This window comes from Thalassotalea loyana, from assembly GCF_030161435.1.
Lineage (GTDB): Bacteria > Pseudomonadota > Gammaproteobacteria > Enterobacterales > Alteromonadaceae > Thalassotalea_G > Thalassotalea_G loyana.
In genome coordinates this window covers 37,984-63,887 of sequence record NZ_BSSV01000006.1, presented here as the reverse complement: position 1 = coordinate 63,887, position 25,904 = coordinate 37,984, and the positions used below count along the sequence as shown (strand labels likewise).

Annotated in this window: 34 protein-coding genes; all 34 read right to left on the bottom strand. The window is 43.6% G+C overall.

Translation table 11 applies throughout. From position 1 onward, the window contains the following. Positions 1–11 precede the first annotated feature (11 nt). Positions 12–3,527 carry a phage tail protein gene (locus tag QQK05_RS13170; protein ID WP_284299373.1) on the bottom strand — a complete coding sequence of 1,172 codons (3,516 nt, stop codon included), beginning with the start codon at positions 3,525–3,527 and terminating at the stop codon, positions 12–14. Then, on the bottom strand, positions 3,515–3,916 hold the full coding sequence (locus QQK05_RS13165) for a DUF6950 family protein (protein WP_284299371.1): 402 nt from the start codon (positions 3,914–3,916) through the stop codon (positions 3,515–3,517). The genes QQK05_RS13170 and QQK05_RS13165 overlap by 13 nt, the downstream gene beginning before the upstream one ends. Then, positions 3,916–4,545, bottom strand: a complete 630-nt coding sequence (locus QQK05_RS13160) for a hypothetical protein (RefSeq protein ID WP_284299370.1) — start codon at positions 4,543–4,545, stop codon at positions 3,916–3,918. The genes QQK05_RS13165 and QQK05_RS13160 overlap by 1 nt, the downstream gene beginning before the upstream one ends. Next, positions 4,545–5,141, bottom strand: coding sequence for a hypothetical protein (locus QQK05_RS13155; RefSeq protein ID WP_284299369.1), 597 nt, complete (start codon positions 5,139–5,141; stop codon positions 4,545–4,547). The genes QQK05_RS13160 and QQK05_RS13155 overlap by 1 nt, the downstream gene beginning before the upstream one ends. Further along, on the bottom strand, positions 5,141–8,014 hold the full coding sequence (locus QQK05_RS13150; RefSeq protein ID WP_284299368.1) for a tape measure protein: 2,874 nt from the start codon (positions 8,012–8,014) through the stop codon (positions 5,141–5,143). Before QQK05_RS13150 ends, QQK05_RS13155 begins: the two co-directional genes overlap by 1 nt. Continuing rightward, positions 8,014–8,355 (bottom strand): hypothetical protein, encoded by a 342-nt coding sequence (locus QQK05_RS13145; RefSeq protein ID WP_284299367.1) that lies wholly within the window; start codon positions 8,353–8,355, stop codon positions 8,014–8,016. The genes QQK05_RS13150 and QQK05_RS13145 overlap by 1 nt, the downstream gene beginning before the upstream one ends. Before the next feature lie 20 nt (positions 8,356–8,375). Next, positions 8,376–8,723: a hypothetical protein gene (locus tag QQK05_RS13140; protein ID WP_284299365.1), complete on the bottom strand. Its 348-nt coding sequence runs from the start codon at positions 8,721–8,723 to the stop codon at positions 8,376–8,378. Positions 8,724–8,731: 8 nt separating this feature from the next. After that, the gene (locus QQK05_RS13135) at positions 8,732–9,655 is read right to left on the bottom strand and encodes a phage tail tube protein (RefSeq protein ID WP_284299364.1); all 924 of its coding nucleotides are present in this window, start codon (positions 9,653–9,655) and stop codon (positions 8,732–8,734) included. Further along, positions 9,655–9,849 (bottom strand): hypothetical protein, encoded by a 195-nt coding sequence (locus QQK05_RS13130; RefSeq protein WP_284299362.1) that lies wholly within the window; start codon positions 9,847–9,849, stop codon positions 9,655–9,657. Before QQK05_RS13130 ends, QQK05_RS13135 begins: the two co-directional genes overlap by 1 nt. Beyond that, positions 9,842–10,285 carry a phage tail terminator protein gene (locus tag QQK05_RS13125; protein WP_284299360.1) on the bottom strand — a complete coding sequence of 148 codons (444 nt, stop codon included), beginning with the start codon at positions 10,283–10,285 and terminating at the stop codon, positions 9,842–9,844. Before QQK05_RS13125 ends, QQK05_RS13130 begins: the two co-directional genes overlap by 8 nt. Positions 10,286–10,298: 13 nt before the next feature. Continuing rightward, a complete protein-coding gene (locus QQK05_RS13120; protein WP_284299358.1) occupies positions 10,299–10,721 on the bottom strand; it encodes a gp436 family protein in 423 nt (140 codons plus the stop codon). Next, entirely contained in the window at positions 10,721–11,182 is a 462-nt protein-coding gene (locus tag QQK05_RS13115; RefSeq protein ID WP_284299356.1) for an HI1506-related protein, read from the bottom strand. Before QQK05_RS13115 ends, QQK05_RS13120 begins: the two co-directional genes overlap by 1 nt. A 68-nt stretch (positions 11,183–11,250) precedes the next feature. Further along, positions 11,251–12,144, bottom strand: a complete 894-nt coding sequence (locus QQK05_RS13110; protein ID WP_284299353.1) for a Mu-like prophage major head subunit gpT family protein — start codon at positions 12,142–12,144, stop codon at positions 11,251–11,253. Positions 12,145–12,155: 11 nt separating this feature from the next. Then, positions 12,156–12,554 (bottom strand): hypothetical protein, encoded by a 399-nt coding sequence (locus tag QQK05_RS13105; RefSeq protein WP_284299351.1) that lies wholly within the window; start codon positions 12,552–12,554, stop codon positions 12,156–12,158. Positions 12,555–12,556: 2 nt separating this feature from the next. Continuing rightward, positions 12,557–13,732 carry a phage protease gene (locus QQK05_RS13100; protein WP_284299349.1) on the bottom strand — a complete coding sequence of 392 codons (1,176 nt, stop codon included), beginning with the start codon at positions 13,730–13,732 and terminating at the stop codon, positions 12,557–12,559. 215 nt (positions 13,733–13,947) lie between these two features. After that, positions 13,948–14,409 (bottom strand): phage virion morphogenesis protein, encoded by a 462-nt coding sequence (locus tag QQK05_RS13095; RefSeq protein ID WP_284299347.1) that lies wholly within the window; start codon positions 14,407–14,409, stop codon positions 13,948–13,950. Then, the gene (locus QQK05_RS13090; RefSeq protein WP_284299346.1) at positions 14,409–14,627 is read right to left on the bottom strand and encodes a hypothetical protein; all 219 of its coding nucleotides are present in this window, start codon (positions 14,625–14,627) and stop codon (positions 14,409–14,411) included. Before QQK05_RS13090 ends, QQK05_RS13095 begins: the two co-directional genes overlap by 1 nt. Further along, entirely contained in the window at positions 14,620–16,044 is a 1,425-nt protein-coding gene (locus QQK05_RS13085) for a phage head morphogenesis protein (RefSeq protein ID WP_284299344.1), read from the bottom strand. Before QQK05_RS13085 ends, QQK05_RS13090 begins: the two co-directional genes overlap by 8 nt. After that, positions 16,044–17,633, bottom strand: coding sequence for a DUF935 domain-containing protein (locus QQK05_RS13080; RefSeq protein WP_284299342.1), 1,590 nt, complete (start codon positions 17,631–17,633; stop codon positions 16,044–16,046). The genes QQK05_RS13085 and QQK05_RS13080 overlap by 1 nt, the downstream gene beginning before the upstream one ends. Further along, the gene (locus tag QQK05_RS13075; protein WP_284299340.1) at positions 17,633–19,276 is read right to left on the bottom strand and encodes a hypothetical protein; all 1,644 of its coding nucleotides are present in this window, start codon (positions 19,274–19,276) and stop codon (positions 17,633–17,635) included. The genes QQK05_RS13080 and QQK05_RS13075 overlap by 1 nt, the downstream gene beginning before the upstream one ends. Beyond that, positions 19,276–19,851 carry a DUF3486 family protein gene (locus QQK05_RS13070; RefSeq protein WP_284299338.1) on the bottom strand — a complete coding sequence of 192 codons (576 nt, stop codon included), beginning with the start codon at positions 19,849–19,851 and terminating at the stop codon, positions 19,276–19,278. The genes QQK05_RS13075 and QQK05_RS13070 overlap by 1 nt, the downstream gene beginning before the upstream one ends. Beyond that, positions 19,844–20,104, bottom strand: a complete 261-nt coding sequence (locus QQK05_RS13065; protein WP_284299336.1) for a protein-tyrosine phosphatase family protein — start codon at positions 20,102–20,104, stop codon at positions 19,844–19,846. Before QQK05_RS13065 ends, QQK05_RS13070 begins: the two co-directional genes overlap by 8 nt. Before the next feature lie 2 nt (positions 20,105–20,106). Then, complete coding sequence (locus QQK05_RS13060; protein ID WP_284299334.1) at positions 20,107–20,394, bottom strand: VpaChn25_0724 family phage protein; 288 nt, start codon at positions 20,392–20,394, stop codon at positions 20,107–20,109. Between the two features lie 2 nt (positions 20,395–20,396). Then, a complete protein-coding gene (locus tag QQK05_RS13055; RefSeq protein ID WP_284299333.1) occupies positions 20,397–20,753 on the bottom strand; it encodes a DUF2730 family protein in 357 nt (118 codons plus the stop codon). 2 nt (positions 20,754–20,755) lie between these two features. Continuing rightward, a complete protein-coding gene (locus QQK05_RS13050; protein WP_284299332.1) occupies positions 20,756–20,983 on the bottom strand; it encodes a TraR/DksA C4-type zinc finger protein in 228 nt (75 codons plus the stop codon). Continuing rightward, positions 20,984–21,517, bottom strand: coding sequence for a hypothetical protein (locus QQK05_RS13045; RefSeq protein ID WP_284299330.1), 534 nt, complete (start codon positions 21,515–21,517; stop codon positions 20,984–20,986). Beyond that, positions 21,514–21,726, bottom strand: coding sequence for a hypothetical protein (locus tag QQK05_RS13040; protein WP_284299328.1), 213 nt, complete (start codon positions 21,724–21,726; stop codon positions 21,514–21,516). Before QQK05_RS13040 ends, QQK05_RS13045 begins: the two co-directional genes overlap by 4 nt. After that, positions 21,719–21,949, bottom strand: a complete 231-nt coding sequence (locus QQK05_RS13035) for a hypothetical protein (protein ID WP_284299326.1) — start codon at positions 21,947–21,949, stop codon at positions 21,719–21,721. Before QQK05_RS13035 ends, QQK05_RS13040 begins: the two co-directional genes overlap by 8 nt. Then, positions 21,946–22,398, bottom strand: coding sequence for a hypothetical protein (locus QQK05_RS13030; RefSeq protein ID WP_284299324.1), 453 nt, complete (start codon positions 22,396–22,398; stop codon positions 21,946–21,948). Before QQK05_RS13030 ends, QQK05_RS13035 begins: the two co-directional genes overlap by 4 nt. Positions 22,399–22,476: 78 nt before the next feature. Next, a complete protein-coding gene (locus QQK05_RS13025; protein WP_284299322.1) occupies positions 22,477–22,920 on the bottom strand; it encodes a hypothetical protein in 444 nt (147 codons plus the stop codon). Next, entirely contained in the window at positions 22,917–23,762 is an 846-nt protein-coding gene (locus tag QQK05_RS13020) for a hypothetical protein (RefSeq protein WP_284299321.1), read from the bottom strand. The genes QQK05_RS13025 and QQK05_RS13020 overlap by 4 nt, the downstream gene beginning before the upstream one ends. Positions 23,763–23,794: 32 nt before the next feature. Beyond that, on the bottom strand, positions 23,795–24,220 hold the full coding sequence (locus QQK05_RS13015) for a hypothetical protein (protein ID WP_284299319.1): 426 nt from the start codon (positions 24,218–24,220) through the stop codon (positions 23,795–23,797). A 126-nt stretch (positions 24,221–24,346) separates the two neighbouring features. Next, positions 24,347–24,670, bottom strand: a complete 324-nt coding sequence (locus tag QQK05_RS13010) for a hypothetical protein (protein ID WP_284299317.1) — start codon at positions 24,668–24,670, stop codon at positions 24,347–24,349. Positions 24,671–24,697: 27 nt separating this feature from the next. Continuing rightward, a complete protein-coding gene (locus QQK05_RS13005) occupies positions 24,698–25,882 on the bottom strand; it encodes a hypothetical protein (protein WP_284299315.1) in 1,185 nt (394 codons plus the stop codon). Positions 25,883–25,904: the final 22 nt, after the last annotated feature.

The window sequence follows — 25,904 nt, the reverse complement described above, 5'->3', positions numbered from 1 at the left end:
ATAGTAAATCCTTATGGTTGTAATCCGCCGCCAGCACTTCCACCGCCGTTACCATTTGCGCCCGGTGTAAAAATTTTGCCCACATAGCGACGGCCAACATTTTTTGTTAAATCGATTTTGTTTTGTGTTGCAATATAAGAGACCCCACCACCCGCATAACTAGGATCATCACAATAGATATAAACGAGCTTATTTGCGCTTTGCCAAGCCGTTCCTGCGTTATAAGTTATTTCGGCATGGCCGAACCTTACGGTGTGGGCGCTGATGGTGATTTGTGACGCAATACCTTCCCAATCGGTTGTTGCGGTAATTGATAAGCCACTAATTGTAACGAGTGCTCCTGCTGAATTAACCATCGGGATCTGTGTTTGGTCGTAAAGATTGTCTTGATTCGCTAACGCGCCGGTGTTTTTAGTTGCACCACTTTCCGGAGTATCTTGCCAACCGGTAGCTGATTTAATATTCTCATTTGTCAATTCATCACGAATAGTTTCGCTTGACTTATTTTCTACCTTATCAAGACCAACCTGATTCTTATCTAAATGACGATACAATCTAAAGCCAGAATAATAGGCTTGGCCTGTGGTTTGGTAATTGAATAAAAGCCTAACGCGAACAAAGCAAACTTCTTGGCCGTCTGAACCGTTATATGGCGAGTGTGTTAAAGGTAAAGTTGTTGAGCCAGTATACTTCGTCCATGATTGCGCAATGAGCGTATTAGCAAGCCCAACATATACGCATCCCGAATTACTTGATATAGGCTTTTTGTTTCTGTCGTATCGCTCAATTCCCATATACGCGCGAGCAGTAGTGCCAAGTTGTTTAGCCCATATTTCTAAATGGAGTTGTTCACCGCGTCTAACAGGGATAAGGTCACTGGCTGAAGAATAATGGTATAAAGCAACCGATGTAGCAAAGCCTTTGGCAAATGGCGAGCCACTAGGCATAACGTGCGGTGCTAAACCTTCTATAGTATACAGCGTGACATTTTCGCCTTTTGTGTCGGCATACGCTTTCGCATTATTCAATGCGCTATTGGCTTTATCTTGAGCACCTGTAGGTGTTTCGCCACCTGCATTTAAGATATTATCTTGGCTTAATTCACCTCTAATTTGAGCACTCGATTTGTTTTCTACATTGGCCAAGCCTAAGCCTGCTTTGTTCACTAACCCTAGGTTAACCGGGTTGCCATTTTCATCCTCTGAGGCCAGTGTTCCATCAAGGTTCAATACTATACTCGCGTTCAATACTGGCTTTAAATTTGTCAGTTTGCCAAGCGATTTCACTGGTTTTGGAAAATAAGATCGGTTTCCCTTTGGCGCTTTCCATACATAACCTGTCCAACCGCTATCCTCGTGATACCATTTACCTTCGTCATAGTTAGCATCCTCATTTACCAATACGATACGGTCACCATGTATCGGAAGTGCTGTCGGATCTTCTAATGCTTCTCGTAAACCTGCTAAGGCTTCGCTATCTGACCAGGCTGTTAAATTGGTTTCAAAGTAATACATCGCGATCGGCGTTCGCTCTTTGGTAATATCAAAGCCAATTTTTCGCCAAACATAATCATCTGGATCATCACTTTCAATTGGTGATATTTGATGCTCGGCAATACCTTCATAAATCGCACCCGTTGGGTCGTCCGTCATGTATGGTTGCTCAAGACGCACTTTATATTTTCGCCAGGTAAAACGAGCAGGGTTCGTAATCGGCTCATTATTAATGACTAACGCGATGGTGGCCACTTTTTGGCGGCCACTTCTATTTTTGGCCACTAAGCGAATACGATAATTGCCGATTTGTAAGCCGTTGATAGAAATGGATCTATCCTGAGTCGCATATGACTTAACAGTTAAATACTGTGGTTCAAATTGGTATTCAGCATCATACAAGGGTGATTGCGGATTGAATCTGTCATCAGTGTGGGAAATAAAGGTAGGATTCAATACTTGAATTTGTACATCGTAACTCACTCCTTGTAATGGGTAATTCCACGATAAAACACCTTGCTCATTTCTATTTTCGTCGGAGCTAGCCGTATAAAGGATATCTTCAACTTGCCACGAAGGCATTGCAAAGGAATCACTGATAAAGTTATTACCGCTTCGTTTACGCTCATTAGGCTCAAAATCATCAGGGTATAATTCGCTACCATCTTTTTTAAAAATGGTATTAACGATTTTCTTTTTTGGATCCCATTGAACCTTCTCACAGCAAAACTCTACATTGCTTAACCCATCTTCGGGTAAATTAATGAAATAATTCGTGCCTGGTTGCAGTAAAAGGCCAGTTGCATCCAGTGGAAAGTTAATCGTAAAACCCTCTCGATTTTGTTCAAGGAATCCTTTTCCTAAGCGCTGACACATCGTTTCGCTATCCGTACAAAAAAGCCTTAATTCTTGCTCTAAGGTCATGCCATCTTGCGCACGATATGCGTCGTTGCTGGTTGGCGTTGCATCGGTGGCTTGGTAATAACGTTTGGGGTCAACAAATGACGTTCTAACGAGATTAACGCGGTCTTTAATTGGTGTGTGCGGTTGATATGAAATAATACCTGCTGCCATCGATTTATCGATCGTCATCGTCGGCGTGCCTTGGTAAACACCAGCTTTCAAATAGATTTTACCGCTATAGTTGTAGGGTTTACCCCCCATGCTTGACAGTAAACGTTTTAGGTTCTCACTCGGGCTTTGATCTTTGGCTAGCGTGCCATTACAGGTGAATCGCTTTTCTGTTCTGGCGATATTATTTTCATCCGTATAATTGACCAGTTCGTCGCATGCATTAGCTTGTGCTGAGATGTCTGAAATATCAAAACGCGACATAGGTTGCTCTTTATAGCCACCAAAACGAATGTAATCCATTGAGCACAGAATTGGGTTTTCGCTCCATTCCCAGGTCAATTCGTCATTTACACGATGACTACCTGAGCCTCCATTTAAACTATCTTTGCGTGGGTCGTAGACTGATTTCCCTTTGACTTTAAAGCGAATTGAATTAACACCATTAGCAAAGTAATCAGGATCAGCAATAATGTCAGCAGTTACATAGGTGATACCATTACCAATATGGTCTTGCGTCCAACCGTCGCAATAGCGTAAAGCAACGTCACAAGCCGTGGTTTGGTCACCTAGTTTGACGTGCAAGGCGACTTTTGTTTGCAAGATAGGATCTTCAGCCAGGACCTGGCCTTCAATGTCGTATACCGATACCGATTCACACGCATGGGCGGCAATAGGGATCACCATAACATGATGCAGGTTTTCATCATCATCCTCATAACTTCCATAGCCGACTATAGCTCCACCAACAAGCGTTTCGCCATATATATCTCTGCGCGGCTGCATTGTGCCGGTACCTAAATTTTGTGCCTGGTTGAGACTTTCTGATGCGCTACCAAGATCAGGTTTTAACGCTGAAGTTAACGCTACCGCAGCAACGCCTGCGGCGATACCAACAACAACAGAAGCGGCTGCAACACCTGCTGCAACCCCAGCTGCGACTGCTACGACTACTGGTGGCATGATTTAATACTCCATATTTTCAATGCTTGACTTAAGGGCTTTCGTACAAGGCCATTTTCACCAGGCGCATAAACGACACTTCTAAACACAATGCAGGCTTGCTGTTGTCCTCGTTCATTGAGCAACAATGCAATATCACCTGTTTTTGCCTGGTTTATTGGTTTTGGTTCACTTAGATAGCTATCGAGCAGTGTTTCAACGCTGCCACCATGTTTGGCGATTATCTTTAATGCGCCGACTTCACTGTCATAAGTACCACGAAATGCAGCGGCGGGATCTTGTCCGGTCATCGCGCTAACCAAGTCTGCTGCGATCAGACAACAATCGTTCTCCCCCCACTTAAAGGGTTTATGTAATTTTTGTTTGATGACTTGGTCTACTGCTTTCATTAGTGCAACCTTTTACGTCGGCCACCGTTTCCATCGCCGAAGCTACCAGCACCGGCACCACCAACCGATGTGCCTGGTAAACCCGCGTTAATCGGTCGCGAACTCAGCAATTCAACCTGATCAAAAAACTTATCTCCTGGGAATTTTTGCTGTTGAGCGGCATCGGTATATAAGGCGTTTTCGATTGGGCGATTCCAAATTTCTATCCAGTCAACTAATGATAAAGAAACCGTGGCAATTGCCCCTTTTGAAATGGATAAATCTCCGATAGCACCATCGAATAAAACATCCCCATCGATGATTCGTCTGTTGTCATCTAAAACAACAATGTGCATTCTTGCGTCTTTACCAATTGGATCGTCAGATTTAACATCAGAAATCAATGAAGGGTCAGTGAGATTTAAGCTGACCTGCAATCGTTTGGGAGAATAGCTCGCATCTTCCACAACACGTCCAATGTTGCCAAGCTCGCCAACGCCGATGTACTCATTGTCATCATAGCGCCTTGTACCTAAGCCTGTGTGAACTCTTACCCAGCCTCTAGCTCCCCAATCAAGTTCTAGAAAGTACAGAATACGCTGCGCATCTCCGTTAGTAATGGCGTCCTGAATGGTGGATGAATAACGCATTATCGTAGCGCCTCCTTGAGTCGAATGGACACGTTACGAAAGACCCGGGCGCTGCCAGAAAAAGTTGGAATATCGCTCGGATCTTCAATGAAAAACAAGCCGGCAATATTCGTTAACGATAGGATATCGCCATCGGCTTTGGGATTAATAATCTCAGGTGTAAATTTAAGCCAGCATTTGCCCGTGCCGTCAGCTGTGGCATCCTCTGTTAATTCGTGAATGCGTTCACCTAATTGAAATCGGTCACCAAGTCGTCCAAAAGTATGGTTAGCTGTCATGCCTCGAATATATAATGTTGTGCCGTATTGGTTGTTACCATTTACACGTGGAGAGCCACTCCAGGTACCACTATTTTTGTGAGCAAAATCTTTTACTCTTAGTAAATTAACCGAGCCGCGCAATGCATTAAGTGCAGCGCGTATCTGCCGACCTTCATCATGCTTAATGACCCTCCATTCAAGTGTGGCAACCCACCGGTCACCAGGCTCATCCCACACTTGCTCAACTTGGTTATATGGGTTGATATTAACCTGGCTTGCTGGTCGTATATTGAAGCCACATTTACTTGGAATAATATCGGGTAATTCGATAATCATTAGCTTGCTGCTCTCATATGTTGGGTAATAACACCGCCAGAGCTTAAATCTTCAATTAACTCTGCTCGCATGCGCTCTGTTGCCATTTCAACGGTTTGACGAATGCTGTTTTCATTTTCACTCCCGGATAAGTTGAAGTGATTTTCAATTTTCACAACGTTATTTATTCCTTGGCTTGGCTGTTTTTGCTTTGCAAAGTTCACCAAATACTCGAAGTTATCGCGTTGTTTTGGGTTGAGTACCATTTCATCTTTACGCAGTAAAAAAGTTCCTTCGTGGCTGGCCGGTACCCGATTTAATCCGTTGTGTGCTACCCCTTGCAATTGTGTACCTTTAATCGTGCTCAGTACGCTAGAGGTTGCTGAAATCACCTGACCAATTGCTGGTATATTGGTTGGGAATGGCAAGGCAGCTGCATTAGCAATACCTTGTTGAATTTTGATAATACTTTCTGCCACCGCGAATGCTTTACTTGCAGCAAACATCACTTTGAAAATGCCAGATTGCTCACCAGCAAAGCTGTAGGCAAGACCTGCTAACCCATCAAAGAGTTGCGATGCATTACCAAGAAGTGAGGCTTTCTTTTGCGCCTCAATACTTTCAAGTGCTTGCTTATGGCGTTCATGCTCTTGCTCGAGTAATGCATGAATGCGTTGACGTTGCGCCACTTCATCTTCAGGCGTTATTTGCAACGTATTTTCTAATATTGAAACACGGCTATCATGGGTTTGTTGCTCCCGACCTTCAGCCGTCGTTGGCGCAGTAATGGCTTTTGCGGTTTGTTCAAATTGGCGCATTAACTCGGCTTTTCGCTGCTGGGCATCAAGCTCCTTGGCTTGTAGCTCAAGCTTTTTACGCATTTCCTCATTAATGCCTTGTAAACTGCCGTGCTCTAGTTCATAGGCAAGACGCGCAACTTCTGACTTGTCGCCTAACAACACCGTTTGTTTGTGTAAGTTATTTAAGTACGTTTCGGCTTGCTGATTAAGCTTATCTGCAGTATTTGGTGGTGTCAGAGGCACTACCTTATTTGGTGTTTGCGTCGGTGATGGCTTACCGCCATTTTGCAAATGAATAATTTGCTTTTCCAACTTCACTTGCAGTGCAAGTTGCTCGTTAAGCACTTGGGTGGCTTTTTCTTGTTTTGCTTTGGCTTGTATGACTTTTTCTGTACCTTTTTCGGTTGAACCTGGCAACTCAATCCAACGCTTTAATTCTCTGTCATAATAGCCTTGTGATTCGACCTCGAGTACTTCAATACTTTGGCTTAGACGGGTCACTTCAGCGCGTTGATTTTCGATATTCTTACTTAGGTCAATATTTTGCGATTGTAGCTGCAGCAAGCTTAATGAGCGGTAGTTTTCAGACAGCGCCTTAATTTCATTTGAAAGTGCTAACGCTTCCTGCCTTGCTTGGTTACTATTTTGGGCAAATGAGTACATACCAAAAGCAGCAATCGTTAAAATGCCAGGTAATCCACCAAGTAAACTTGATAGCGTGCTTAATCCTCGACGCGCAATACTAAGTTTATTGGTCGCAAGGGTTAAGTTGTTCGTGGTTACTGTTAACGCTCGCTCACTTGCCGCAAGTTGACCATTGGCAATGGCTAAGTTTTTAATTGCAGCGGTGCGAGCGTAGGCTGATTTTGCATTCGCTAATTGACGTTTAGCTGCTGCTTGCTCTTGTACAGCGCGAGCTTGGCTGGCAACCGCAAGTTGTTGCTCAGACTTTGCAAGTTGAGCATTGGCAACTAACTGGCTTTGAGTGGAGGCAACATTGTTTACCTTAGCTGCAGTAAACGAGGTTAACGCACTAATACCATGCCCAAGCGCAATCACTAAACCACCTTGTACTAACGTGGTAATGGTTTGTGTATTATCAGTGAACAATTCCATTGAGGCATTAGCGATATCAAAGCCTTCACCAATTGCAAAGCTAATTGGTGCCTCATAGGCTTTCACCATTTCAAAATATTTATTTACTAATCGCTCTTGTCGAGCGCTAATATTTTCAAACGTACTTGCAGCAGCTCCTTCATATTCTTTAAGCGCCTTGATCAAAGTTTGCTTGAATAACTGGCTAGTAACTTTGCCTTCAACTACGAGTTTTTTAAAGCCGCCTGAGGCTAGATTAGCGGCTTTATCTAGTGCTTGTAATAAACTGGGTAACGGGTCTGTTACTTGACCAAGTTCTTGGGCTTGCAACGTACCAGCACTAAAGCCCTGTGCCATACCAAACAAGCTTTGCTCAAGTTGCGTACTATCCGCACCTAATGCGCTAGCAGCATCACTCATACCCTCTAATAGCTCGCGAGACTCCTTTCTCGTTACTAGATTTCCCTTTTCTAAGGCAAGTAACTTGCTATACGAATCACCTAAGCTGATGATGTTTTTCGAATGCTCTTGAGCAAGTTGTGCTAAGTATTTTTCATTGTCGGCATAATCTTGTGAGCTTTGTGAAAGATTTCTTAGCCTAACTTCCATGTCTTGTAACTCAGCTAATCTTGTTTTAAAACTCGTGGCAATATTTACTGTTTGAAACGCACCTACCAACCCTAATGCCATCGACGTCATTTGCTGCATCGATACTGATGTGATTTGTGATTGGCTTGAGAGTTGGCTAAGGTTTCTTTGTGTGCGTAGGCTTTGATTTGACAGCTGATTTAACTGTGAACTTGTATTGGTCACACGTGCGCCAAAACCGGCAACTTGCACGCTAGTGTTTTTCGAGGCTACGCCCAACTCACGGGATTTCCCCGATGCTTGTTTGGCTCGGCTACCAAAATGTTCAACCGCGTTAGCATTTTGATTTACATCACCTTTAAAGTTGCCTTTATCAACTTCAAATTTAACGCCAACCTTCATATCATTCATTAAACACGCTCTAATCGTTCATTCAGCTTGTGTGCCACCGCACTTGCCATGGCTCGTAAATGTTTATATTGGGTTGGGGTAACCTCGCGCTGGCTCATCTCACAATCGGCCTTAACCGCCAGTACGTCTAACCCTAAACACACACCATTTTGGTACTTAAGCAAATCATCCACCTGGGTAAACCACATAAAGGTGTCAAGATTCTCACTCAACAACTCGCAGGCTCTTGGTTGGTTAAATTGCTTTAGCTCCTTTGCAATAGTGTTTTCATCAATGCCAAATGCTTGTAATTCCTTATGCATTTGTTTGATGTCGTGATTCGTTCTAAGCGCAGGTGCCATCCATAGCAACGCTGCTTCAACTAGTTTTTTTCCTGTCCACCAAGCAAAAAGTCTTGGTAGGCTTCAAAAATACCTTTGCGATAAAACGGCAAGGCAAGCATCTCTTTAAAGGTGTTTTTATTGGCGGTGAGGTTGTCTTTATCATTACCCACGGCTTTTAACACCTTGTTTAATACCGCAACATCGCCCCCCTCAATAAACAGGGTTTGAAACTCTGCATCGGTGATCATCGCGAACTTGCCAACAAAATGATGCTCACGACTTTGACCAACAAACTGGCCGTCGTCATTTGCTTCACAATCAACAGGCACTTGCACGGTAATTGGCCAGAGCAAACTCTTTACGGTGTGTACTTTAAATTGCGACATAACAACTCCTAGCTTGTGGTGATCACAAAGTCATCAATAAATTTAAACGGTAGGCTATAGCACACCGTGCCGTTGATCTCTTCATGGCTTGGGCGTCCTAATTGAATATTGGGTGAGGCAATGTTGACCTGGTTACCTGCCGCGCTACCATGGGTCAGCGAAATCGGCATTAAGGCATGAGCCTCTGCTACATCAAACGGGTTAAAATCATCTGGATCTGGCGCTTCAATGGTAATCGTGCCGTCCGGATTAAAGTCGGTAATATCGACCTTTTCACCACCAACGTTATCGGCATATTCCACTTCGTTACCGTCGTTAAATTCAAAGCTTTTAAGCACGTAATTATTGCCATCCAAACTAAAGGTGGTGCTTGCGTTACCGATAGGCGCAGGCGTTTGAAAGGCCGCTACATTAGGTTTAACAAATGTGTTTGACGCAACGCCTTGATAAAGGCCGGTTACTTCAAAGGTGGTTTTAGCCAACTCACCCGTTTTACCTGCAATGGACATTTTGGCGCGACAACCCGTGACTTTGTGTACCGCACCATCAAGATAGAAATATATGGTGGCATCTTTTTCGCTACCATCAATAATGCGCGTGTGGGTCACATCGCTAGCACCAGCAACTTCATCACGGCCACAAATTTGTACTAATGGACTATAAGGAACGGGCAAGGTATTAGTACCACTGCCGGCAAGCTCTACTGGTATTGTCATGGTAACGTGCGTACCAACGAGTAATACTTTACTTGCGCCCGTGTTGCCATCGTCGAGCTCGCGGTCAATTTCTTCACCTTCAAAGGGCGATATTTCAGCACCTGTACTTAACATGGCAACAGGTGTATCACCCTGGACAATATAATCACTACCCACGGCAAATGCGCCGGTGGCTAAGGCAATGACGGCATATTTAAACTTGAACTTACGTGCCATTATTTCGCTCCTTTTTTGCTGTCTTCTTTACTGGTATTGCTCGTTGGCTCAACAACTAACACGGTTAGCTCGTCACAGCGCTCAATTTGTGCGCGTTGTGCGGCGCTTAGAGTCGTTTGCTTTGTAATACCTGGCTTAAAGATGATGCCGGCACGTTTAATGTCGGCTTTTGTGGTGTTATTTATTTCAAACATGAGTCGATACCTCATAATGCTCTGTAATAAAGCGCTCTAATTTCCAAAGCGCGTTGTCGCTAAAACCCACGGTGTTGGCATTGCCTAAAATCAGTGGTTCAGCGTTATCTGCAGGGGTAAAACCAAATAAGCAATTACGCAGGGCAACCAACACATCTTCGGTTTTTTTCACCGTTTTAGTGCCTTTCACATCGTTCACCCGGGCAACGCCTACTACCACGGCATAAGTGGTCGTAATACGCTGCATGGGTGGCGCACCGGCATCTCGTGAATTACCTGACGGTACACGGCTTTGCTCAAAAACATAGGCCACACGTTGGTGTTGTAATTTGCCTTTCATGATATTGGCTAAATCAACCGCTTCGTCTGCCACATCAAATAACGCTCTACCGTTTAACTCGGCGTTTTTTAGCTCCTTAACAATCACGCTTAACATGGCTCACCCTAACTTAGATATAGCCTTGGCTATTCTTACGACTAAACACGCTACCGCCACTTTGAATTTCCGGCAGCTCTTGGGTTGGTACCGGCGTGCCAGCTTCGGTGTTACCAATGGTAATTTCACCTTTATTCACCGATTTTAAGAACTTAATGGCGTCTTCATAGCGGCGCGTCACATGCTCCGTTGGCGCATTGTCGTATAAGTAGTAACGGGCAATATTGCACGCAATTGGTGAGAGTACTTGCGGTAAGTTATCAGCGGTAAAATTAAAGCGAGATAAGTACGCATCCATTTCAACACTGGCATCTTTAATCGCCCGGTTAAGCACATCATCGTTAATGTCGCCAAAGCTCTCGCGATCGGTGAGCTCAATAAGCTCACCTTCACCAAAGCGATCGATTAACCCTTGTTTGGTGCAATATTGCGTCATTAGCTATTACCTTGTTTGCTCACAACGTTTTCTTGGTACCAGGCAAAGGCAGCATCAGCGTCTTCTTTACTTGGCGTAATTGCCTCTAACTTACCGTCAACATCAACTTCCACGGCCAACTCTTTACAGCTTGGTCGTTTAGCCATTGAGCCACCTTCACCCGCTAGGGCGATAATCGAGGCAATAAATGGTGCTAAGTTCGCGGGTGCTTTTTCTAAATCCACCATCACAATGTCATCTGGGCTCAACCCCGAAGGGCCACCTCCTTGTGAATCGCGATTATCCTTAATGGCATCGTTATCCAATTTACTGACCGATAAATTCGGGTCGGCGTCTAGTTGTTCAAATTGCGCTTGTGTAACTTCAAGCTCATTCTTACCTTTTTTTAGATCAAAGCCTGCACGGCGATAGCCGTTATGCATGGCACTTAGCACACATATAAAAATTAAAATTTGTGTCATCTTGCTATTCTCCTAATGAATAAAAAGGGCTAGCCAGCAAACAGGAAACTGACTAGCCAAGGGAGTTATTAGTCGAGCCACGGCACCACTAAAATTTCTACCGCGTTATACAGTGGGTTAGATTTACCGTTATCGAGCTTTTCAGAATTAATTAGCTCTTCAGCAGCGCTCTGGTTGGCATTACCTACCACCAATAGGTTCGGGCGCACATTTAATTTGCGGCCTTCATCGGAGGTTTGCGACTGCATGGCTTGGCGAGCCGCTTTAAAGTTGGCAGCATCTAGCGTGGCTTTTGAGCCAAAGGCTAATTGCCATAAACCAAAACCTGCGTTTACGCGCGCATCAACACCGTAAAGGAACTCATCGCGCAAGAAGACATGGTCTGAGCCGTCATCAGTAATCGACTTAATGTCGTAATCGCGACGTTTTTGGAACATCAGTGGCTTTAATGGGCGGTTAGTATCAAGCAAGAACCAAGGCTCACTTGCACCTGCCTGCATGTTTGATACAGACTTAACGCCGTTATCTTCATTACCCACAGGGTGGTCGGTGTCAAAGAAATTTTGGCCGTCGTAACAAAGTGAATTAAAGCCGTTCGCTAATAAGGCAAATACGAGCTCGTCTGGATGTGTGGCGGCTGCATAGCCCATCTCAGCGTACAGCGGAGTAAATACGCCATACGTATCGTCTTCTAAATCGTCGCGTGGAATGCCAATGGTTGATTCAAACTTTTTGTTTTTAACTGCGTAATCATGTGCAGCTAAGTTTTTAATTTGTCTATCGCCTAACCACTCACGAAAACGAGGGAATTGGCCTAACCAAGCATATTTTTCTTCTGAGGTGGTTGACGGCACCATAGTGGCTACTTTCATGTAGTAACTGTTGGTATCGTTCAAACCTTGGTTAAACGACGTTTTAATCGCAACGAATAACGCGTTTAAGTTGGTACGGTTAATGATCATCTTGTTCTTCCTTATGCAATCTCAACCCAAACGCCTAAGGCATCTACGTCTTTAATTTCACCTAATGCTGAGCGGGTACTACCCCCGTTTGTCTCAGCTACTGTTTCGTCATCTACCACATAAGCAGTATCGCCAATATGTGCACGCGTTACTGAACCTGCATTGTTAAAACGAAATAAGCCTTTCATGCTTGGCACGCTCATCGCGCCATCTGCGCCGTTGACGTTGTCAATGTGGGCTTGTGCCACACCACGGGCAACTAAGTTGGTGGCGACCGCGCCTTTTACCGCGTTGCCCGACGCATTTAGCATGACAATGGCACCGGCATGAATTTCTTCACCAGCAGCTACTGGGTCGCTAAAGTCGACATTTGCGCGACGAGGCGTTGCTCTGTCTTTGGTTAAAGCCATGGTTATTCTCCTTGCTCGTCAAGCTGTTTTAAAAACTCAGCTTCAGAAATACCTGTCGCTTTACAAATCGCAATTTGCGCATCACTTAAGGTTTTCCCGCCGCCTTGAGGGGTGTTTGTTTGCGTTTGCTTGTTGGTTAAGCCTGCAATGGGGGTACGTGGCTCAAGCATGGCTTTAAGCGCTGCAGCACCTTGAGTTTTACCTACGCTTTCTAAATAAGCGCGGTCAGCTTGGCCGGTAATTTTGTCGGCGTTTTTCTCAAGCAGTTGCTCAACACTTTCTTCATCTTTGCCGGCTTTTAAAGCAGCAAGCTCAGTGTTTAAAGCGTTATAGTTGTCAATCGGGACAAACTTTGTTGCATCTGGCTCAGCTGACTGCGCTTTTAGTGCAGCCACCGTTTGGTTGGCTGTGTTCAAGTCTTTTTCTAACGTGCCAGCACGGTCCGCTTTCGTCGTTAACGCGGCTAATGCGGTAGTCACATCGTCTTCTACTTTTTTAAGCGCTGCAGCGTCGCTCATATTGAAGTCGTCGTTAACTTCAATACCTAGCTTGCCCAGCAATGTTTTTAGTAACTCAGGCATAGGGGATTCTCCCGTTGGGTTGTTGTGAGTGGTTAAATGTTTTTTTGCGCTCAAGGCTTCAACGGCTTTCATGCCATCAAGTGCGGGATCATTGGTAAGCGCTGCATGGAGGATTTGCAGCACTCGGCCCGTTTCTCTGTCGTAATGAAACACCGCTGACACAAAGCGATATTCTTTGTCCTTGATGTGCTGACCGGCTTTGGGTGTCCAGTCAACATTTATGGCAAACAAGCCTTCACCTGGGACATAATCAAATTCTTTAAACCAACCTGAAGCAGGTGCCGGTTGTCCGTTGTATTCGGCGTGCAGCGTTTGGTGCTCGTAGTCAAAGTGAAACGGGTTTTCACGTTTGGCGGCATCGTCTTTAATGAGCTCAAAGGCTAAGTTATCCATCAACCACTGGTTATTTGGAACTTCCCAAGGGCGACCATCTTTAGCTTTGAAGTGGCCATCAGGTAGTAATTGCACGCGGCTTGAGTTGGCTGGGTCGATTTCCCCCACGGTAAAGGTCAACGCAGCAATGGCGGTGTTTTCATCAACCGAAGGGCTAGCAGTTAATTGCGCTAAGGCAATTTTTAATGGCGTAAATGTTTTCATATGGCCAGTATTGCGAGCACGGCCATGAAAAAATAATAACTTGTATTAGTAATTTTTTAGGGGGAGTAATGGGCGGTTTTATTGTCAACGTGCACTATGCAATGTAAATAGCGTGACAACATGGTTTATAAATTGTTTACAAGCCTACAGTAAAGCGATAGCAAACTTTTTCATCACATTATCGCTTGAAGATGTAAAATGCGCTTAAAAGCCGTTTAAGGCGCTTTTAGATAGGATTGCAAAATATCGAGTATTTCGACTTTTTCATAGGGCGCTACACCCAAAAAGGCCCGTTCAGGAATTTCTTGTTCACCCATCATGCTATCGGATGAAGTGACACCACCAAATTGATGCATGGCGGCATATTCCATATTTGAGCCCAACACTAAGCCAGTAGCATTAAGTTGATAATTCAATGTATCAGCGAGTGTACCGCTTTCGGTTAAGATGCGATCGGTTCTGTTTTTACGGGCAAGCGTTGTTTCGCTTAATGGCTCCCATGGTGTCCCGTCGGGTGCTTGCATACTCACAAAGCGCTCTTGGGTATTATCGAGCAGGTATTCGCCAATTTCCATTAATGGCGCGTCAAGTACATCAACTTTACGGCTGATTTGATTAAGTCGTTTAACAATGGCTTTATCGCCACGTACTTGAACATCAACAAAGGTGCCTGCCATTACTTTTCACTCACAACAAAGCTCGACATCACATCGCTAATACAGCTTTGCTCGTAGCCGCTAGCTTCGCTATTTAACGTTTGCAGACGCTTGCGCTTTTCTTCATGTGTTAGGTCGTTGCGGTCTACCACCAAAAGCGCTTCGTCAAGCAACGGGGTTGCTTCTGCAATTTCTTTGTCGGCTGCCATTCTTGCCAACATCTGGCTCACACTAGTCATGTAATGTACTCTTAATTAAGTTATCAAAATACTCAGCCACTTCATTATTCCACTTGGCTAATGCTTTACGGTTAAGTGCCCAAGCTAAAAAATGCTCGGCAAACCATTCTACATCAAGCGAGCTGCCATAATGGGTCAAGCTGTTTGCTCTCTCAATTGGCGGTATCGGCTGACCCGCTTTAAAGTGTATTTGATGTCCTAGCTCATGCAGCCAGGTCATCATTGCACCGCCATTGTACCCTTTATCACTATAGCGACGCACGATGGAAGATAAGGTATAGGGTAGCTCGCTCTTACTCAGCTGTATGGCTAACTCAATGGCATTTTGCATGGCAACAATATCAACCTGATTAAAGTTGGCCTTGCTATCAAGCTTGATCACAATATGGTTAAACATTGGTGAGGTAAATCCGTTAGGCATACTTTCACCACGCTTTATTTGATAAGTATAGTTGTAAATACCAAAGCGTTTGGCGCTATCGTCTAAATAACTCAGTATATCTGCACTTAGCGCACGCGCTGCTTTATTGCTGGCATTCATCTCGCTTTGCTTTAGCAATAAGGTTTTGGTTTGGTGCTTGTTAAGAAACTGCTCAATAAGTGCGATTTGCTCGCTGGCATGGGTTTGTTTTAACGCATCCATCACCTTGTTCAAACCATGCACGTTGGCACGCTCTACCGTGCTAAAGGCAGTAGGTACCACACGTTTTGGTGCAACATATGGTTTAGCTTTTTGGCGAGCCAGCTGTTGTTGGTTGGCCAGTAACGTCGCTTTTTGTGGCGCGTAGTCAAAGCCTGGGTCGATACCTTTTGCTACCCAATGAACTTCACCTGTGACCTTGTCTGCCCATTCAACGAGGTCAATCACAGGCGACTCATCAAGTTGATAGCCATGACGCTCCATCCACGCTTTAGTGCGACCTCGTACTTTACATTTACAGCCCCAGCCATTTTGCGGGAAATGGGTTAACCAGAACTTATCGTCTTTTGCCAGGCGTAAACCATCCCACGATAAATGCAACTCTCGCGGGTGTTGGCTATCGCCATGTTGGTATTCCCATACATCAAAGTGCTGCAGCTGCTCATACCGACCTGCGTTATAACTTTGGCGCATGTTGGTATCAAAAATCACTTTTGAGCGCCATGCACTTGAGCCGCTATGTGCCCAGCCATGCTTTGCTCGTATGGCTTTAAACTCTTGTTGAAACCAGGTATAGGATTTACCTTCTGCAATGGCCCTATCAATCGCGCGACGAAAGTCATTAACTAAATCATCAGCCATGGCTCCCGCCACCATAAAGGCGCTATTATGACCATGTCGCCAAATATCATTCCAACGCTCAGTCGGTATGTTTTGCTTATTGCGAAAGAAGGTAATGGCCTCATTAAAGGGTAAGCTTCCGTAGCGAACGGGCATTATTCCTCTTCCTCAATCACATCTTGTGCACCAGCAAGCTCACTGGCCACTAAGCCAAGTTGCAATAGTTCGGTGGCCTGTTCGATATCTAACTCAAAGCGCTCAAGTTTATCCTGCAAATCATCAAACGAATCGACATCGTTAATGAGGCTATCAATGTCTTGGTTAAACTGCTCAATCACTGGGGCCATTTGCTTAGCCAATTGTTTGCTAAACTCGCTTGACGGATCAGCATCAAAACTAGCTTTAAGTGCAGCCATTTTTTTAATGTTTTTACGGGTTAACTGCTCAGGTGTCTCGCTCTCTTGCGGCGTAGGCGCTGGCTCAGAAGATGATTTTACAGCGCCCAGCACCTCTTCGTTTTCGTCCGCTATAGGGATTTGCAGTTTATCGTGCGCCCATTTAACCGGAATGCGCATGCCTTGCCCAACCAGCTTAGGCATGCTGTCTGAAAAGAGCTTTATGCTTTCTGGCTCGGTGGTGTCAAACTCAACGCGTGGTGTGCGATTAGGCGAGGTAAAACTTTTTCCGTTTAACTGATACATTGGCAGCAGCAGCTGCTTGGTTAACGTGGCCGCAATTTGTTTTACATCGCTATCTCGTAGCTCTTGTCGCACTTCATTATGTACATTACCTAAGGCATTGGTAGAGCTTTTGCCGTCAGCTTGACTGGTTAGCGTGCCGCCTAAAATGGCTTTTGACTGGGTGCGCTCCATATGTTGGATCATGGAATCAAACGGGGCATGATTACCTTTTGCTGCTTCTTTAAAATCGATTTCCATGCCTTTAGGGATAATACCACCAGCGTTATGGCCGATTTGCATGACAGCACGAAGCAAGGTGTTTTTCTCTGTTTTAGTTGCCCCCGTAGGGTATTTGCCCAAGCGAAGTGGTAAGCCGTAAATTTCATTAAACTCGGCAAAATCACTAATTGAAAAGGTTTTAAAGATGTACGGCCAGGCTAATACACGGGCTAAGCCATTACGGCTTAAATAGCCTGATTTCGTTTTATGAATATGGGTTATCCAACCAAACGGGTTTAAGCGCTCACCGTCTTGTGAGTTATCACGCAAGCGAAGCTCGTTACGGTTGTCTTTTGCCACCATAAACCAACTCGGATCACGAAACTCAACACTTTGTGGTAACCACAGCTTTTCTTCAAAGCGCCAGGTTATTTCATTATTTGAAAAGCCTTTTGAAATAGCGTCCGTCATATCAAAGATAAGATCGGGTAAAAACTCCATGTCTTCAAACTGCTCTTGGAGCATGTCAGTGTCGCGCAACTCACTGTCGGTGGCGTTACGTGGTGGTTTAATTTGCCAAGGGACCGACTGAATACACAAGCGTCGCTTTTGCAGCTCACTAAAAATATGGCCGTCTTTTTCTTCCATGTCTTCAGCCAACTCACACTGGGCAATAATGTCGCCTTGTTCAGCCAATTGCAGTATTTTGGCAAGCTTTCGTGGTGTGAGCCCTTTACTCGGGTGCTGGGCAAAGTGATTGTGCAAATGGCTAAGCTTGGCATCGTCGGTTTGCTGCTCGGTTAAATCGTCTATGGATAAAGGCGCGCCAAATTGATCAACTAACATTAGTAGGCTCCTTCTCGTTCAAAGTAGTAATCGTCATCTTCATACTCGTCTTCATCTAAATCTCGGCGTTTACCTGGCAATTCAGTAAATTCAATCACGCCACCTTCCATCCAGCTGGCACGAACGGCCATGGCAAACGCAACGGCAGTATCACCATGGCGCTGTCTGCCATCGGTGCCTTTGGTGGAGCCTTTGTCTATTTTTGGCACACCATTCACAACTTTAATTTGGCTAATGTCGTCAATAATGTCTTGGTGGCGAGGAATGGTTAGATTAAAGTCCTCAAACTCGGCTTTAAGCTTTGGCATCCACTCGATGTACCAGCGATCGTTAAGCATGACTTGCTCAACCATTTCGGTGCCGTATCGCTCAGCAGCTGCTTCTGCCAAATAACCACCATTACCCGTTGCATCAAAGGCTAAGCCCTGTAAGCGTGGTAAGTTGTCGCAAATATAAAACATCAGCGCTTTTTGCGTGTCGTAGGTTAAGTGGCTCATTTCTAAAATGAACGGAAAGCGCTTGGTTAAGTCTTTATTGATTTGCAGTGGCGCAAATACTGATAAGTCACCTTTGCGGGCAAAATCTTCACCAAAGGCGTGGTTTAACTCTTTGTTTAAGTCATCAAGGTAGGGCTTGAGAATCAGCTTCCATTCTTTTATTTGAATAGCTTTATGCTCGGGCGACCACTCTAAAAAGTCTTTTGGCGCGCTAAAGCGTAGTATATCAATGCCTTTAGCCATGGCTCGCTCGACCAAGGTGCGCTTAATGTAGATACCGCTACCTTGCTTGGGCACACAAAAGTACTCTTCTTTGGCGTCATCTTCACTGGCAGTATCGTTAAGTAAGCCTTCAATCCATTGGCTTTCGGCCATGGTTGTCCACTTTTTATCTTTCACCTGACATATACGCTGATAAAGTCCTTCAGCACATGCATCTTCAATGGTAATACGGTGAACGGAGTAACGCTTTTTACCGGCGCGAGAATCGTTAATGAGTTGGTTAAATAGATTGTCTACGCCATTGTGAGTGCTGATAAGCCTAACTTTTGCGCCCCACATGGTTAAGGCAAGTGCGGCTTTAAGTACTTCGGCTAAGCGTTCGTGGAAAGCGGCTTCGTCAATGGTGACATTACCTTGCATACCACGTAGGTTACTTGGGTTAGAAGATAACGCCTGAATTTTAAAGCCCGAGGCAAAGTAAATGGCAAAGGTCAAAATCTCTTTACCGTCTTGGCCGTCGTCAATAAAGATTTCTTCTTGGATTTCACCTGCAGCTTTATCAAAGGCTTTGGCCCACATAGCTGCCGCATCGATGAATTCACGCGCCATTTCTTTGTTAGAGCCCACATAAAAGTGGTTGGTACCATGAGCGGCTTTTGACTTACTGGCCTCGAGTACCGCATCAGCAGCTTCTGCCCAAGTAATACCGGTACGACGAGACTTCTCAGCAATCTTTAACGGCGACTTATCGGCTATCCAACGTTTTTGATAGCCAAGCAGTACTTCGTTTTCGTCATAGGGAATAAACACCGGCAAGCCAAAGCGCTTTTCGATTTTATCGGCTTGTTCGATGGCTTGTTGATACGCACTGGGTTTGAGCGATGGCTCTTTTACTGGCGCTTTTTCGGTGTCACGAAGTTTCATTAGGCTATCCCTAAAATTTGTGCCTTGATAGTTTGTGCCGCTTCGCTAGTTAAGCCTGCAGCAATGGCCGCTTCTTCAGCTTCAGTTGCGGCTTCTTCAGCAAAACCTTTACGAATTTCTTTTTCATGCTTAAGGCTAAGCATTGAGGCACTTTCTAAACGATTAAGCGCTAGCGCTAAAGTGTTTATGGTTTTTGGATCAAGCACTATGTCGGGGTCTGCATTAGCTTGCATCAATAGTTTAAAGTGCTGGGTGCGGAGCATTTCAAGCAGAAGCTTTGAAGTTTCACCTGTTGGCTTATCACCAAATTGCGCTATCCACATTTCGGTAGACTCGCGCATAGCGCGAATCTCTTGACCAACCGTTTCCATTTCTACCGAGTAGCGACTTAAGCCTGACTTACTGATTTTGTCGTTGTCAGGTAAACCGGCATCACTAATACGCTGGTTAATGGCTTCCAGTATTTGGGCTTGGCTGTATTGTTTGTTGCGCAATAAGCTGTCGAGCTCTTTTTTAAGTGGCTCGGGTAACAAATCTATTTTTGACGCTTTACCGCGTTTTTTCTTATCAGTCATTATGTACCTTTAACCCTTGAGCTAACTCTTGGTGATATTTTTGGGTGGCGCGCTTTAATGCATTCCATGCTCGTTTAGCTTCAGGATCTTGTTTGAAATAACTTTCCATGTAAGAGCCTGCCTTAAACGGCTTGTCGGAATGTTTTTCAAACGACGGCTTGATGCAATTTGTTTCAATGTCTTGTTGCACCAATACTCGTGCTAAGGCTGATAACAAACGCTTTTGGGCGGCAGTATATGGTTTAGTTGTCATGGTTATGCGCTCGGACGTTTAACACCATCGTTAAAGCTACGGCCATTGGCAACATCTTGGCCTTGAGTGGTTAAGGTCGCGTTTAAAATATCGCCCACTTGCTCTAGGCTGACGAGGTTTTGCTCTTGTAACCAACGTAAATTTGAGCGCACCTGGTCGCGACTCATTACGTTATGAAAAGCCGCGCAAGCATCTTGGATCATAGAGTCATTACTTTTGTAACCTAAGGCTTCAAGCGCACGTAAAATCGATAAGCGATAGTGTTGGTTTTGAATGTTTTGCAAGGCCATGACTAATTTCCTTTTATTTCGTTTTCAACCAGCATGTTGACGTGGTTATTAATGTTAGAAAGCAGCGTGTTAATGCCGTCGATTTTGCCGTTAAGCTCGCCTATATCGCGCTCGAGCTGATTGATATCGTCTTTATCGGGCAGTTCATTAAATTGCGCTTCTAGGGTATTAACTTGCTGGGCCAGCTTTGTGTGGTCACTTTTGGTTGAGTAGGTGTCTTGTATGGTTTGCACTTGGGCTTTTAGCTCAACATGCTCTTTACGTTTTACAAACATCAAACACAACACAAAGATTGCCGTACCAAACAGCCCCGACAATAACCACTGAATAATGCGAAAGTTCTCGTTGATCCATTCCATGGTTAGCGTCCTCTTTTTTGTTGGTGTTCATGTACTTCTTGGCAATCAATACAGCGCACGGCATTCGGTGCAGCAAGTAATCGCTTGGTGGTTATTTCAATATCACAATCCAAACAATAGCGATGGCCATCAAACTCATTAGGCGTTTCCACGCTCACCTGGTGTGATGCCAACGCATGCTCAAGTGCTTGTTGCTCTAATAGCTTGGCTTTGTCTGCCACGTCTGCCATTTACTGCTCCTTCATATCCTTTTGTTTACTACCCATGCTTGAGCCAAAGAAAAAGCCGGTCACTTCTTTGCGCTCATCAAATAACGATTTAATGGCCATACCAATGACATTGCCCACCGCCAGTAACAAGGCGCTGTGCTCTTTTAAGAAATATGCCGCGAGGGCGTTAGCGATAAGCAGCAAGAAAATATAAGGTAAGTTCCATTTCATAATGCGCTCGGCAATGACATCGGCTTGTTGGTTATGTACCTGGTACATTTGCCGTGCATCTTTTCTATCTTCAAACGCCAATCGCTTTAGCTCGTGCTCATTATTGACAAGCGTGGCGCTGAGCTGCATTTGCAACTGGTTATCTTGTTTTAGCTTTTCTAACATAGCGTCGGTTGATTGGGGCTCGCCTGTAACGTTTGAGGCAAACTCAATCACTTTACTGGCCACTTTCGCGGCCCCTGAGTCTGATTTTTTAAGTTTTTTTAATAACCAGTCATCGACACCAATAAGGTCGGCAAGTGCTAAGGCTGCTGAAATACTCATAGCACCTCCCACATAGCCAGTTCACAAAGCAATACCCACACGGCAAAGGTGGCTGCGCTACCGGCGTAAAGCACACGATAAACTTTGTACTGCAGGTGCGTTTTTTCGTTTTTAGGCATACTTGAATTTGAAATACCTAGTACCGCATAGGCGATCACAAAGAGTAAAAAGCTGGCAAAACCAATAGCCACAATTAAGTAGTTAAGCATGGGCTTCTCCTTGGGCTTGTTGAGACTGGTTAATAGCGTGCGCAATATCAACGTCAGTAACGCTGAACCAACCCCGTTTAAATTGATTGGCTTGCTCAGGGCGACGGTATATACAGCCACTGCGGTTAAACTGTGGCTTAGGTAAACCTCTCTTATGGCAACTGACTTCACGTTGTAGGCGCAGTTTGCGCCCCTCTTCAAAACGGCTTTGGCTACGGTTCATGACGACCTCAAATCAAATACAATGATGGTTAGAAGCTCACTAAGGCGCGTGTCAAAATGCAGCCAAGTTTTGGTGTGCTCGGCATTTTCCATCGCAGTGATGAATGGGAATTGTTTTGGGTTAGCAAGAATGTAGTCCTGCATGGCGATAGCCGTGTGGGCTTTTGACTTTGCATCAAAACCACGGCCAAACTTGTGTTGGCTATACTTAGCGCCTACCGTGCAGTTAGGTGGGCGATAACCGCTGTATTTATAGTTACCCCCCCAATACCAGTCGTTAATGGTAATAGGGCCAAATTGCTCGCGTAGGGCAATAAGCGATAACAACGCACAAGGGCAGATAAACCACCAGGCTTTTTCATTAAACTGAGCATAAGTAACCGGATCTACTAACTCGTAAATCTGGAAATATTGCTTAGCTTGTTCAATGATTTGGGCTACAGGCAACATTTTCTAACGCCAAAAACAAAACATGCTGTCAGTGTGACAGCATGTATTAAACGTTAGTAATAACCTGTATTAGTAAAATTAGCCGTGGGCTAACGAATCGTTAATTTCTTTACTGTAAGATTCAAATACTGACTTAGTTGCATTGTATTTTTCGGGGTTTCTTGTTTTATGCTCTTGTTCGCGAATGAAGTTATCAATAGCAAAACTCATATGCTCTGGATGCAACGTTAAGTCACATGAATTACTTGGGAGTTCAATTAGAGAGAAATCAAGCTTTACTTTATAAATACGACCAGTTTTCCTACCGACCTCAAATATAAAGCCTGCCTTAATTTCATCTTCAAACCGTTCTTCTTTAATCGTAATGTATCGAAATTCAATAACGACATTTCTACCAATACGCTCAATTCTTATTGCATCAGGAACGTCATACGGGGACAGCATTATTTTAACGCGTGAATTATTTGGCGTATCAAATTGATCGGCCAATTTTAGTGTATCTAATTTAATCCATTCACTCATTTTACTTGCTCCAATAATAAACCTAATGGCTCTGTAATGGCACGTATTGCATTTTCAGCTGCTAGCATATTAATACTATTATGCTCTTGGCTGTCAATCACGAGTACGCCCCACGGTTTTCCGGAACCTGTAGTTATATAATAGGCTAAAATTGATATAGATAAAGGCTTTTTTTCATCCAGGTACTTCTGCACAAGCCACAGCGGCATACCGGTATCGTTAGCATACTTTTGCTTATTTCTTGCGCTAGAAGATGACACTATTTTAACCAATTGCAACGCAGGGACTGTCGCAGCAGATGCCCAACACTTACCCGCAATACCCTCTGCTTTCATGCCGTTATCAGGTGCGCTAAATACCGTATTGGTTTGTTTACTCGTTTTACCAGAGCGCAATACAGGTTTTAGCCAACCTGACCATATCCACAGCCTTTCACTCCAACAACCTGAAAGTACTTTGCGATTCAAAGTATATCGCTTAAAACTCCATTTTGAGTACTTAAAAAGTGTTACTCGATGTTTATCTTTTATTTCATCTTGATGATCCGGAAAAACATCTTTTTGCATTTGGTCTAAATACGTCTGCATTAACTCCCAAGAAGTATCATCACCACGCCACGCCAATAGTGCACCAATAAATACTAGTAAAATGTAAATACCGAACAGCCATATTCCGTTTTCTTTAGCGAATAACGCGTATTTAGCAATAGTCGGGTGCTCTGCCGCATTTAATTTCCCTGCCGCTTCAATCGCCAAACCTATAATTGGTAGCAAAAAATATCCGGTATTTTTTATGCGATTACCCCACCTATAGCGGCGTTTGATACTTTCAATTACTATCAAAAAAGTTCCTTATTATTTTTTTTATTAGAGTGTTAAGCAGTTTTATTTTCTAAACGTTCAATCACACATTTAGATAATTTATTAATGATTTTTAGCTCCATACGGTAACTTTTGTTAATCTCGTTATCGTAGGAATTATCTTCAAAATCCATTTCATTGTGATCAAAAAGTAAAGTGCACATAGGATCATTGGTTATATGCTCATAATAAAAATCAATACGTCCTTTAGCTTCATAATTGCCAGCGCTGTTGGGGGAGATAGTAAAATCGACAGTCACTTTTTTACCAAACAAATAAATGATATGTGCGGTTGGAGAAACATCCTCTGCTGTTTCTATTTGATATTTAAACTCGGTAGTGTCCTTTAAATATTGGTCAAGCTTATTAATGATATTACGGTATTCAGGTAAATAGAAATTGTAAACACTATGCAAACGTTTTATGGTCGCTCCATTCATTGACATCTCCTTTTTCTAGTTAAAAATTTTAAATTATATTGACGCTGATTCAATAAAAATAGTGCCTATTGAGCCAATGAAGATATAAATAATATTCATGGTTAGTCCGTTAGTTTTTGTTTTTTCTTAGTAGTTAATATTTTCAACAATACTATCGTAAATTGAATCTCTAAAGTTTTGGTATTTTAGCCAGCGATCAACGCTGTTTTTGTCAAATAACTCACCAGTCGAAAACTCTTCGCTAAACCTTTTTCCATCTCTTCTAAGTCTGAGGCAAATTTCACTTTGACTATCAACGTTTTCTTTCTCCATAATTCTAAATATTATCTGAGTCATAAAGTTTTCATCTGCACCAATCGATACACCAAGATACTCACAATATTCGTATTTTTCTGAAGCAAAACTAGTTGTGGAAAATGCCAATAAAATTAGCAGTATTGTTGCTTTCATCTCTCACTCTCTTCCATAAATTAAAGGTTAAATATCTACTTGATTATGAGGGTCGTTCCAACCAAATTCATCAAAAACGTATGTACCACCAACTTTTTGAATAGGCTTAAATAACTCAACACTCACTTGCCTAAATAGTTCGGCTATTAACTCAGTTGCATGAGAGCCAAACAAAACAAAACTAACATTTAACTCACTTTTGCCTGTTTTAACATTTTCCTTTGACGCTGCAGTTATAGAAATCAAATCGTCACTTTCAAACTTGAAGTCTAGAAAAGTTGTCGTCATCTCATCATCGTCGCCGTGCTTATCAATCGCAGCTTCGTGCTTTGAGTCTCTATACTGATTGATAACACTTACAGTACTGCAAGACAATCTAGCAGCTCTAGACTTTGGTTCACTGCGCCTTAAATACAAAAGCTCATTTACTGCCTTGTCATGTTCATCTTGCAAGCGTTCAAACATTTGCTCTAACTTTCTATACTCATTAGCATAGCCCTCAAGTTCCTTGCGATAACGTTTAATTATCTCATTTGACTCATTTAGCTTTTGAGTTGTTTCATGGAGCTTACATTCAGCTTTATAAGCTTTACCTTCGTAATGTATTCCTTGCTGTTCAAAACTCTCACTGTCTTTTGATAATTCCTCATTTTTCTCAAGTAAAGAATCGATTAAGCTCGATTCACATTGATGAATATATTTTAGTAAGTAATTCTCTACCTGTAAGTACTTTTCTTGGCGAATCAGTTGAATACGGTTTATACCATCGTGAATAGCTGGTGGTGTTTCAGCTAATGAGTGAATATCAGCCCACACGTCTTCAATTTGTTTTTTACTTTCACTGTTGATGAGTAATACGGATAAACGATCACTTAGTTTGATCAGGTTTGCAGCATGAGAGTTATCAATGATGGCGTAAGGCTGTGCTGCTGGACTAGGCGGATAATAGCCACCCATATTTATGTTATTATTTATTTGATTAACAGGTTGGGGCTGAGTAACGACATTACCAACATCCACGGTCATATCGTTACCTTGTTTAGGTATAGACTGTTCACCATTTTGCGAGTCACGGTTACCTAGGTTTGCTAACATATCACCAAAGTCTTGCTGCTTATTTTGTTTATGAATTGCGAGCTTTTGCTTAAACAAATTAAGTAACTTTGCCTCCTGAACATCTTTGTTCGTTTTTTTGTTATTGTAGTTATCCATGCCACTCCTTACTACGGCCAAC

What these genes read in the sequence shown, in the direction of transcription:
- QQK05_RS13170 (WP_284299373.1), bottom strand. Translation starts at nt 3,527, where the DNA reads ATGCCACCAGTAGTCGTAGCAGTCGCAGCTGGGGTTGCAGCAGGTGTT.
- QQK05_RS13165 (WP_284299371.1), bottom strand. Translation starts at nt 3,916, where the DNA reads ATGAAAGCAGTAGACCAAGTCATCAAACAAAAATTACATAAACCCTTT.
- QQK05_RS13160 (WP_284299370.1), bottom strand. Translation starts at nt 4,545, where the DNA reads ATGCGTTATTCATCCACCATTCAGGACGCCATTACTAACGGAGATGCG.
- QQK05_RS13155 (WP_284299369.1), bottom strand. Translation starts at nt 5,141, where the DNA reads ATGATTATCGAATTACCCGATATTATTCCAAGTAAATGTGGCTTCAAT.
- QQK05_RS13150 (WP_284299368.1), bottom strand. Translation starts at nt 8,014, where the DNA reads ATGAATGATATGAAGGTTGGCGTTAAATTTGAAGTTGATAAAGGCAAC.
- QQK05_RS13145 (WP_284299367.1), bottom strand. Translation starts at nt 8,355, where the DNA reads ATGGCACCTGCGCTTAGAACGAATCACGACATCAAACAAATGCATAAG.
- QQK05_RS13140 (WP_284299365.1), bottom strand. Translation starts at nt 8,723, where the DNA reads ATGTCGCAATTTAAAGTACACACCGTAAAGAGTTTGCTCTGGCCAATT.
- QQK05_RS13135 (WP_284299364.1), bottom strand. Translation starts at nt 9,655, where the DNA reads ATGGCACGTAAGTTCAAGTTTAAATATGCCGTCATTGCCTTAGCCACC.
- QQK05_RS13130 (WP_284299362.1), bottom strand. Translation starts at nt 9,849, where the DNA reads ATGTTTGAAATAAATAACACCACAAAAGCCGACATTAAACGTGCCGGC.
- QQK05_RS13125 (WP_284299360.1), bottom strand. Translation starts at nt 10,285, where the DNA reads ATGTTAAGCGTGATTGTTAAGGAGCTAAAAAACGCCGAGTTAAACGGT.
- QQK05_RS13120 (WP_284299358.1), bottom strand. Translation starts at nt 10,721, where the DNA reads ATGACGCAATATTGCACCAAACAAGGGTTAATCGATCGCTTTGGTGAA.
- QQK05_RS13115 (WP_284299356.1), bottom strand. Translation starts at nt 11,182, where the DNA reads ATGACACAAATTTTAATTTTTATATGTGTGCTAAGTGCCATGCATAAC.
- QQK05_RS13110 (WP_284299353.1), bottom strand. Translation starts at nt 12,144, where the DNA reads ATGATCATTAACCGTACCAACTTAAACGCGTTATTCGTTGCGATTAAA.
- QQK05_RS13105 (WP_284299351.1), bottom strand. Translation starts at nt 12,554, where the DNA reads ATGGCTTTAACCAAAGACAGAGCAACGCCTCGTCGCGCAAATGTCGAC.
- QQK05_RS13100 (WP_284299349.1), bottom strand. Translation starts at nt 13,732, where the DNA reads ATGAAAACATTTACGCCATTAAAAATTGCCTTAGCGCAATTAACTGCT.
- QQK05_RS13095 (WP_284299347.1), bottom strand. Translation starts at nt 14,409, where the DNA reads ATGGCAGGCACCTTTGTTGATGTTCAAGTACGTGGCGATAAAGCCATT.
- QQK05_RS13090 (WP_284299346.1), bottom strand. Translation starts at nt 14,627, where the DNA reads ATGACTAGTGTGAGCCAGATGTTGGCAAGAATGGCAGCCGACAAAGAA.
- QQK05_RS13085 (WP_284299344.1), bottom strand. Translation starts at nt 16,044, where the DNA reads ATGCCCGTTCGCTACGGAAGCTTACCCTTTAATGAGGCCATTACCTTC.
- QQK05_RS13080 (WP_284299342.1), bottom strand. Translation starts at nt 17,633, where the DNA reads ATGTTAGTTGATCAATTTGGCGCGCCTTTATCCATAGACGATTTAACC.
- QQK05_RS13075 (WP_284299340.1), bottom strand. Translation starts at nt 19,276, where the DNA reads ATGAAACTTCGTGACACCGAAAAAGCGCCAGTAAAAGAGCCATCGCTC.
- QQK05_RS13070 (WP_284299338.1), bottom strand. Translation starts at nt 19,851, where the DNA reads ATGACTGATAAGAAAAAACGCGGTAAAGCGTCAAAAATAGATTTGTTA.
- QQK05_RS13065 (WP_284299336.1), bottom strand. Translation starts at nt 20,104, where the DNA reads ATGACAACTAAACCATATACTGCCGCCCAAAAGCGTTTGTTATCAGCC.
- QQK05_RS13060 (WP_284299334.1), bottom strand. Translation starts at nt 20,394, where the DNA reads ATGGCCTTGCAAAACATTCAAAACCAACACTATCGCTTATCGATTTTA.
- QQK05_RS13055 (WP_284299333.1), bottom strand. Translation starts at nt 20,753, where the DNA reads ATGGAATGGATCAACGAGAACTTTCGCATTATTCAGTGGTTATTGTCG.
- QQK05_RS13050 (WP_284299332.1), bottom strand. Translation starts at nt 20,983, where the DNA reads ATGGCAGACGTGGCAGACAAAGCCAAGCTATTAGAGCAACAAGCACTT.
- QQK05_RS13045 (WP_284299330.1), bottom strand. Translation starts at nt 21,517, where the DNA reads ATGAGTATTTCAGCAGCCTTAGCACTTGCCGACCTTATTGGTGTCGAT.
- QQK05_RS13040 (WP_284299328.1), bottom strand. Translation starts at nt 21,726, where the DNA reads ATGCTTAACTACTTAATTGTGGCTATTGGTTTTGCCAGCTTTTTACTC.
- QQK05_RS13035 (WP_284299326.1), bottom strand. Translation starts at nt 21,949, where the DNA reads ATGAACCGTAGCCAAAGCCGTTTTGAAGAGGGGCGCAAACTGCGCCTA.
- QQK05_RS13030 (WP_284299324.1), bottom strand. Translation starts at nt 22,398, where the DNA reads ATGTTGCCTGTAGCCCAAATCATTGAACAAGCTAAGCAATATTTCCAG.
- QQK05_RS13025 (WP_284299322.1), bottom strand. Translation starts at nt 22,920, where the DNA reads ATGAGTGAATGGATTAAATTAGATACACTAAAATTGGCCGATCAATTT.
- QQK05_RS13015 (WP_284299319.1), bottom strand. Translation starts at nt 24,220, where the DNA reads ATGAATGGAGCGACCATAAAACGTTTGCATAGTGTTTACAATTTCTAT.
- QQK05_RS13010 (WP_284299317.1), bottom strand. Translation starts at nt 24,670, where the DNA reads ATGAAAGCAACAATACTGCTAATTTTATTGGCATTTTCCACAACTAGT.
- QQK05_RS13005 (WP_284299315.1), bottom strand. Translation starts at nt 25,882, where the DNA reads ATGGATAACTACAATAACAAAAAAACGAACAAAGATGTTCAGGAGGCA.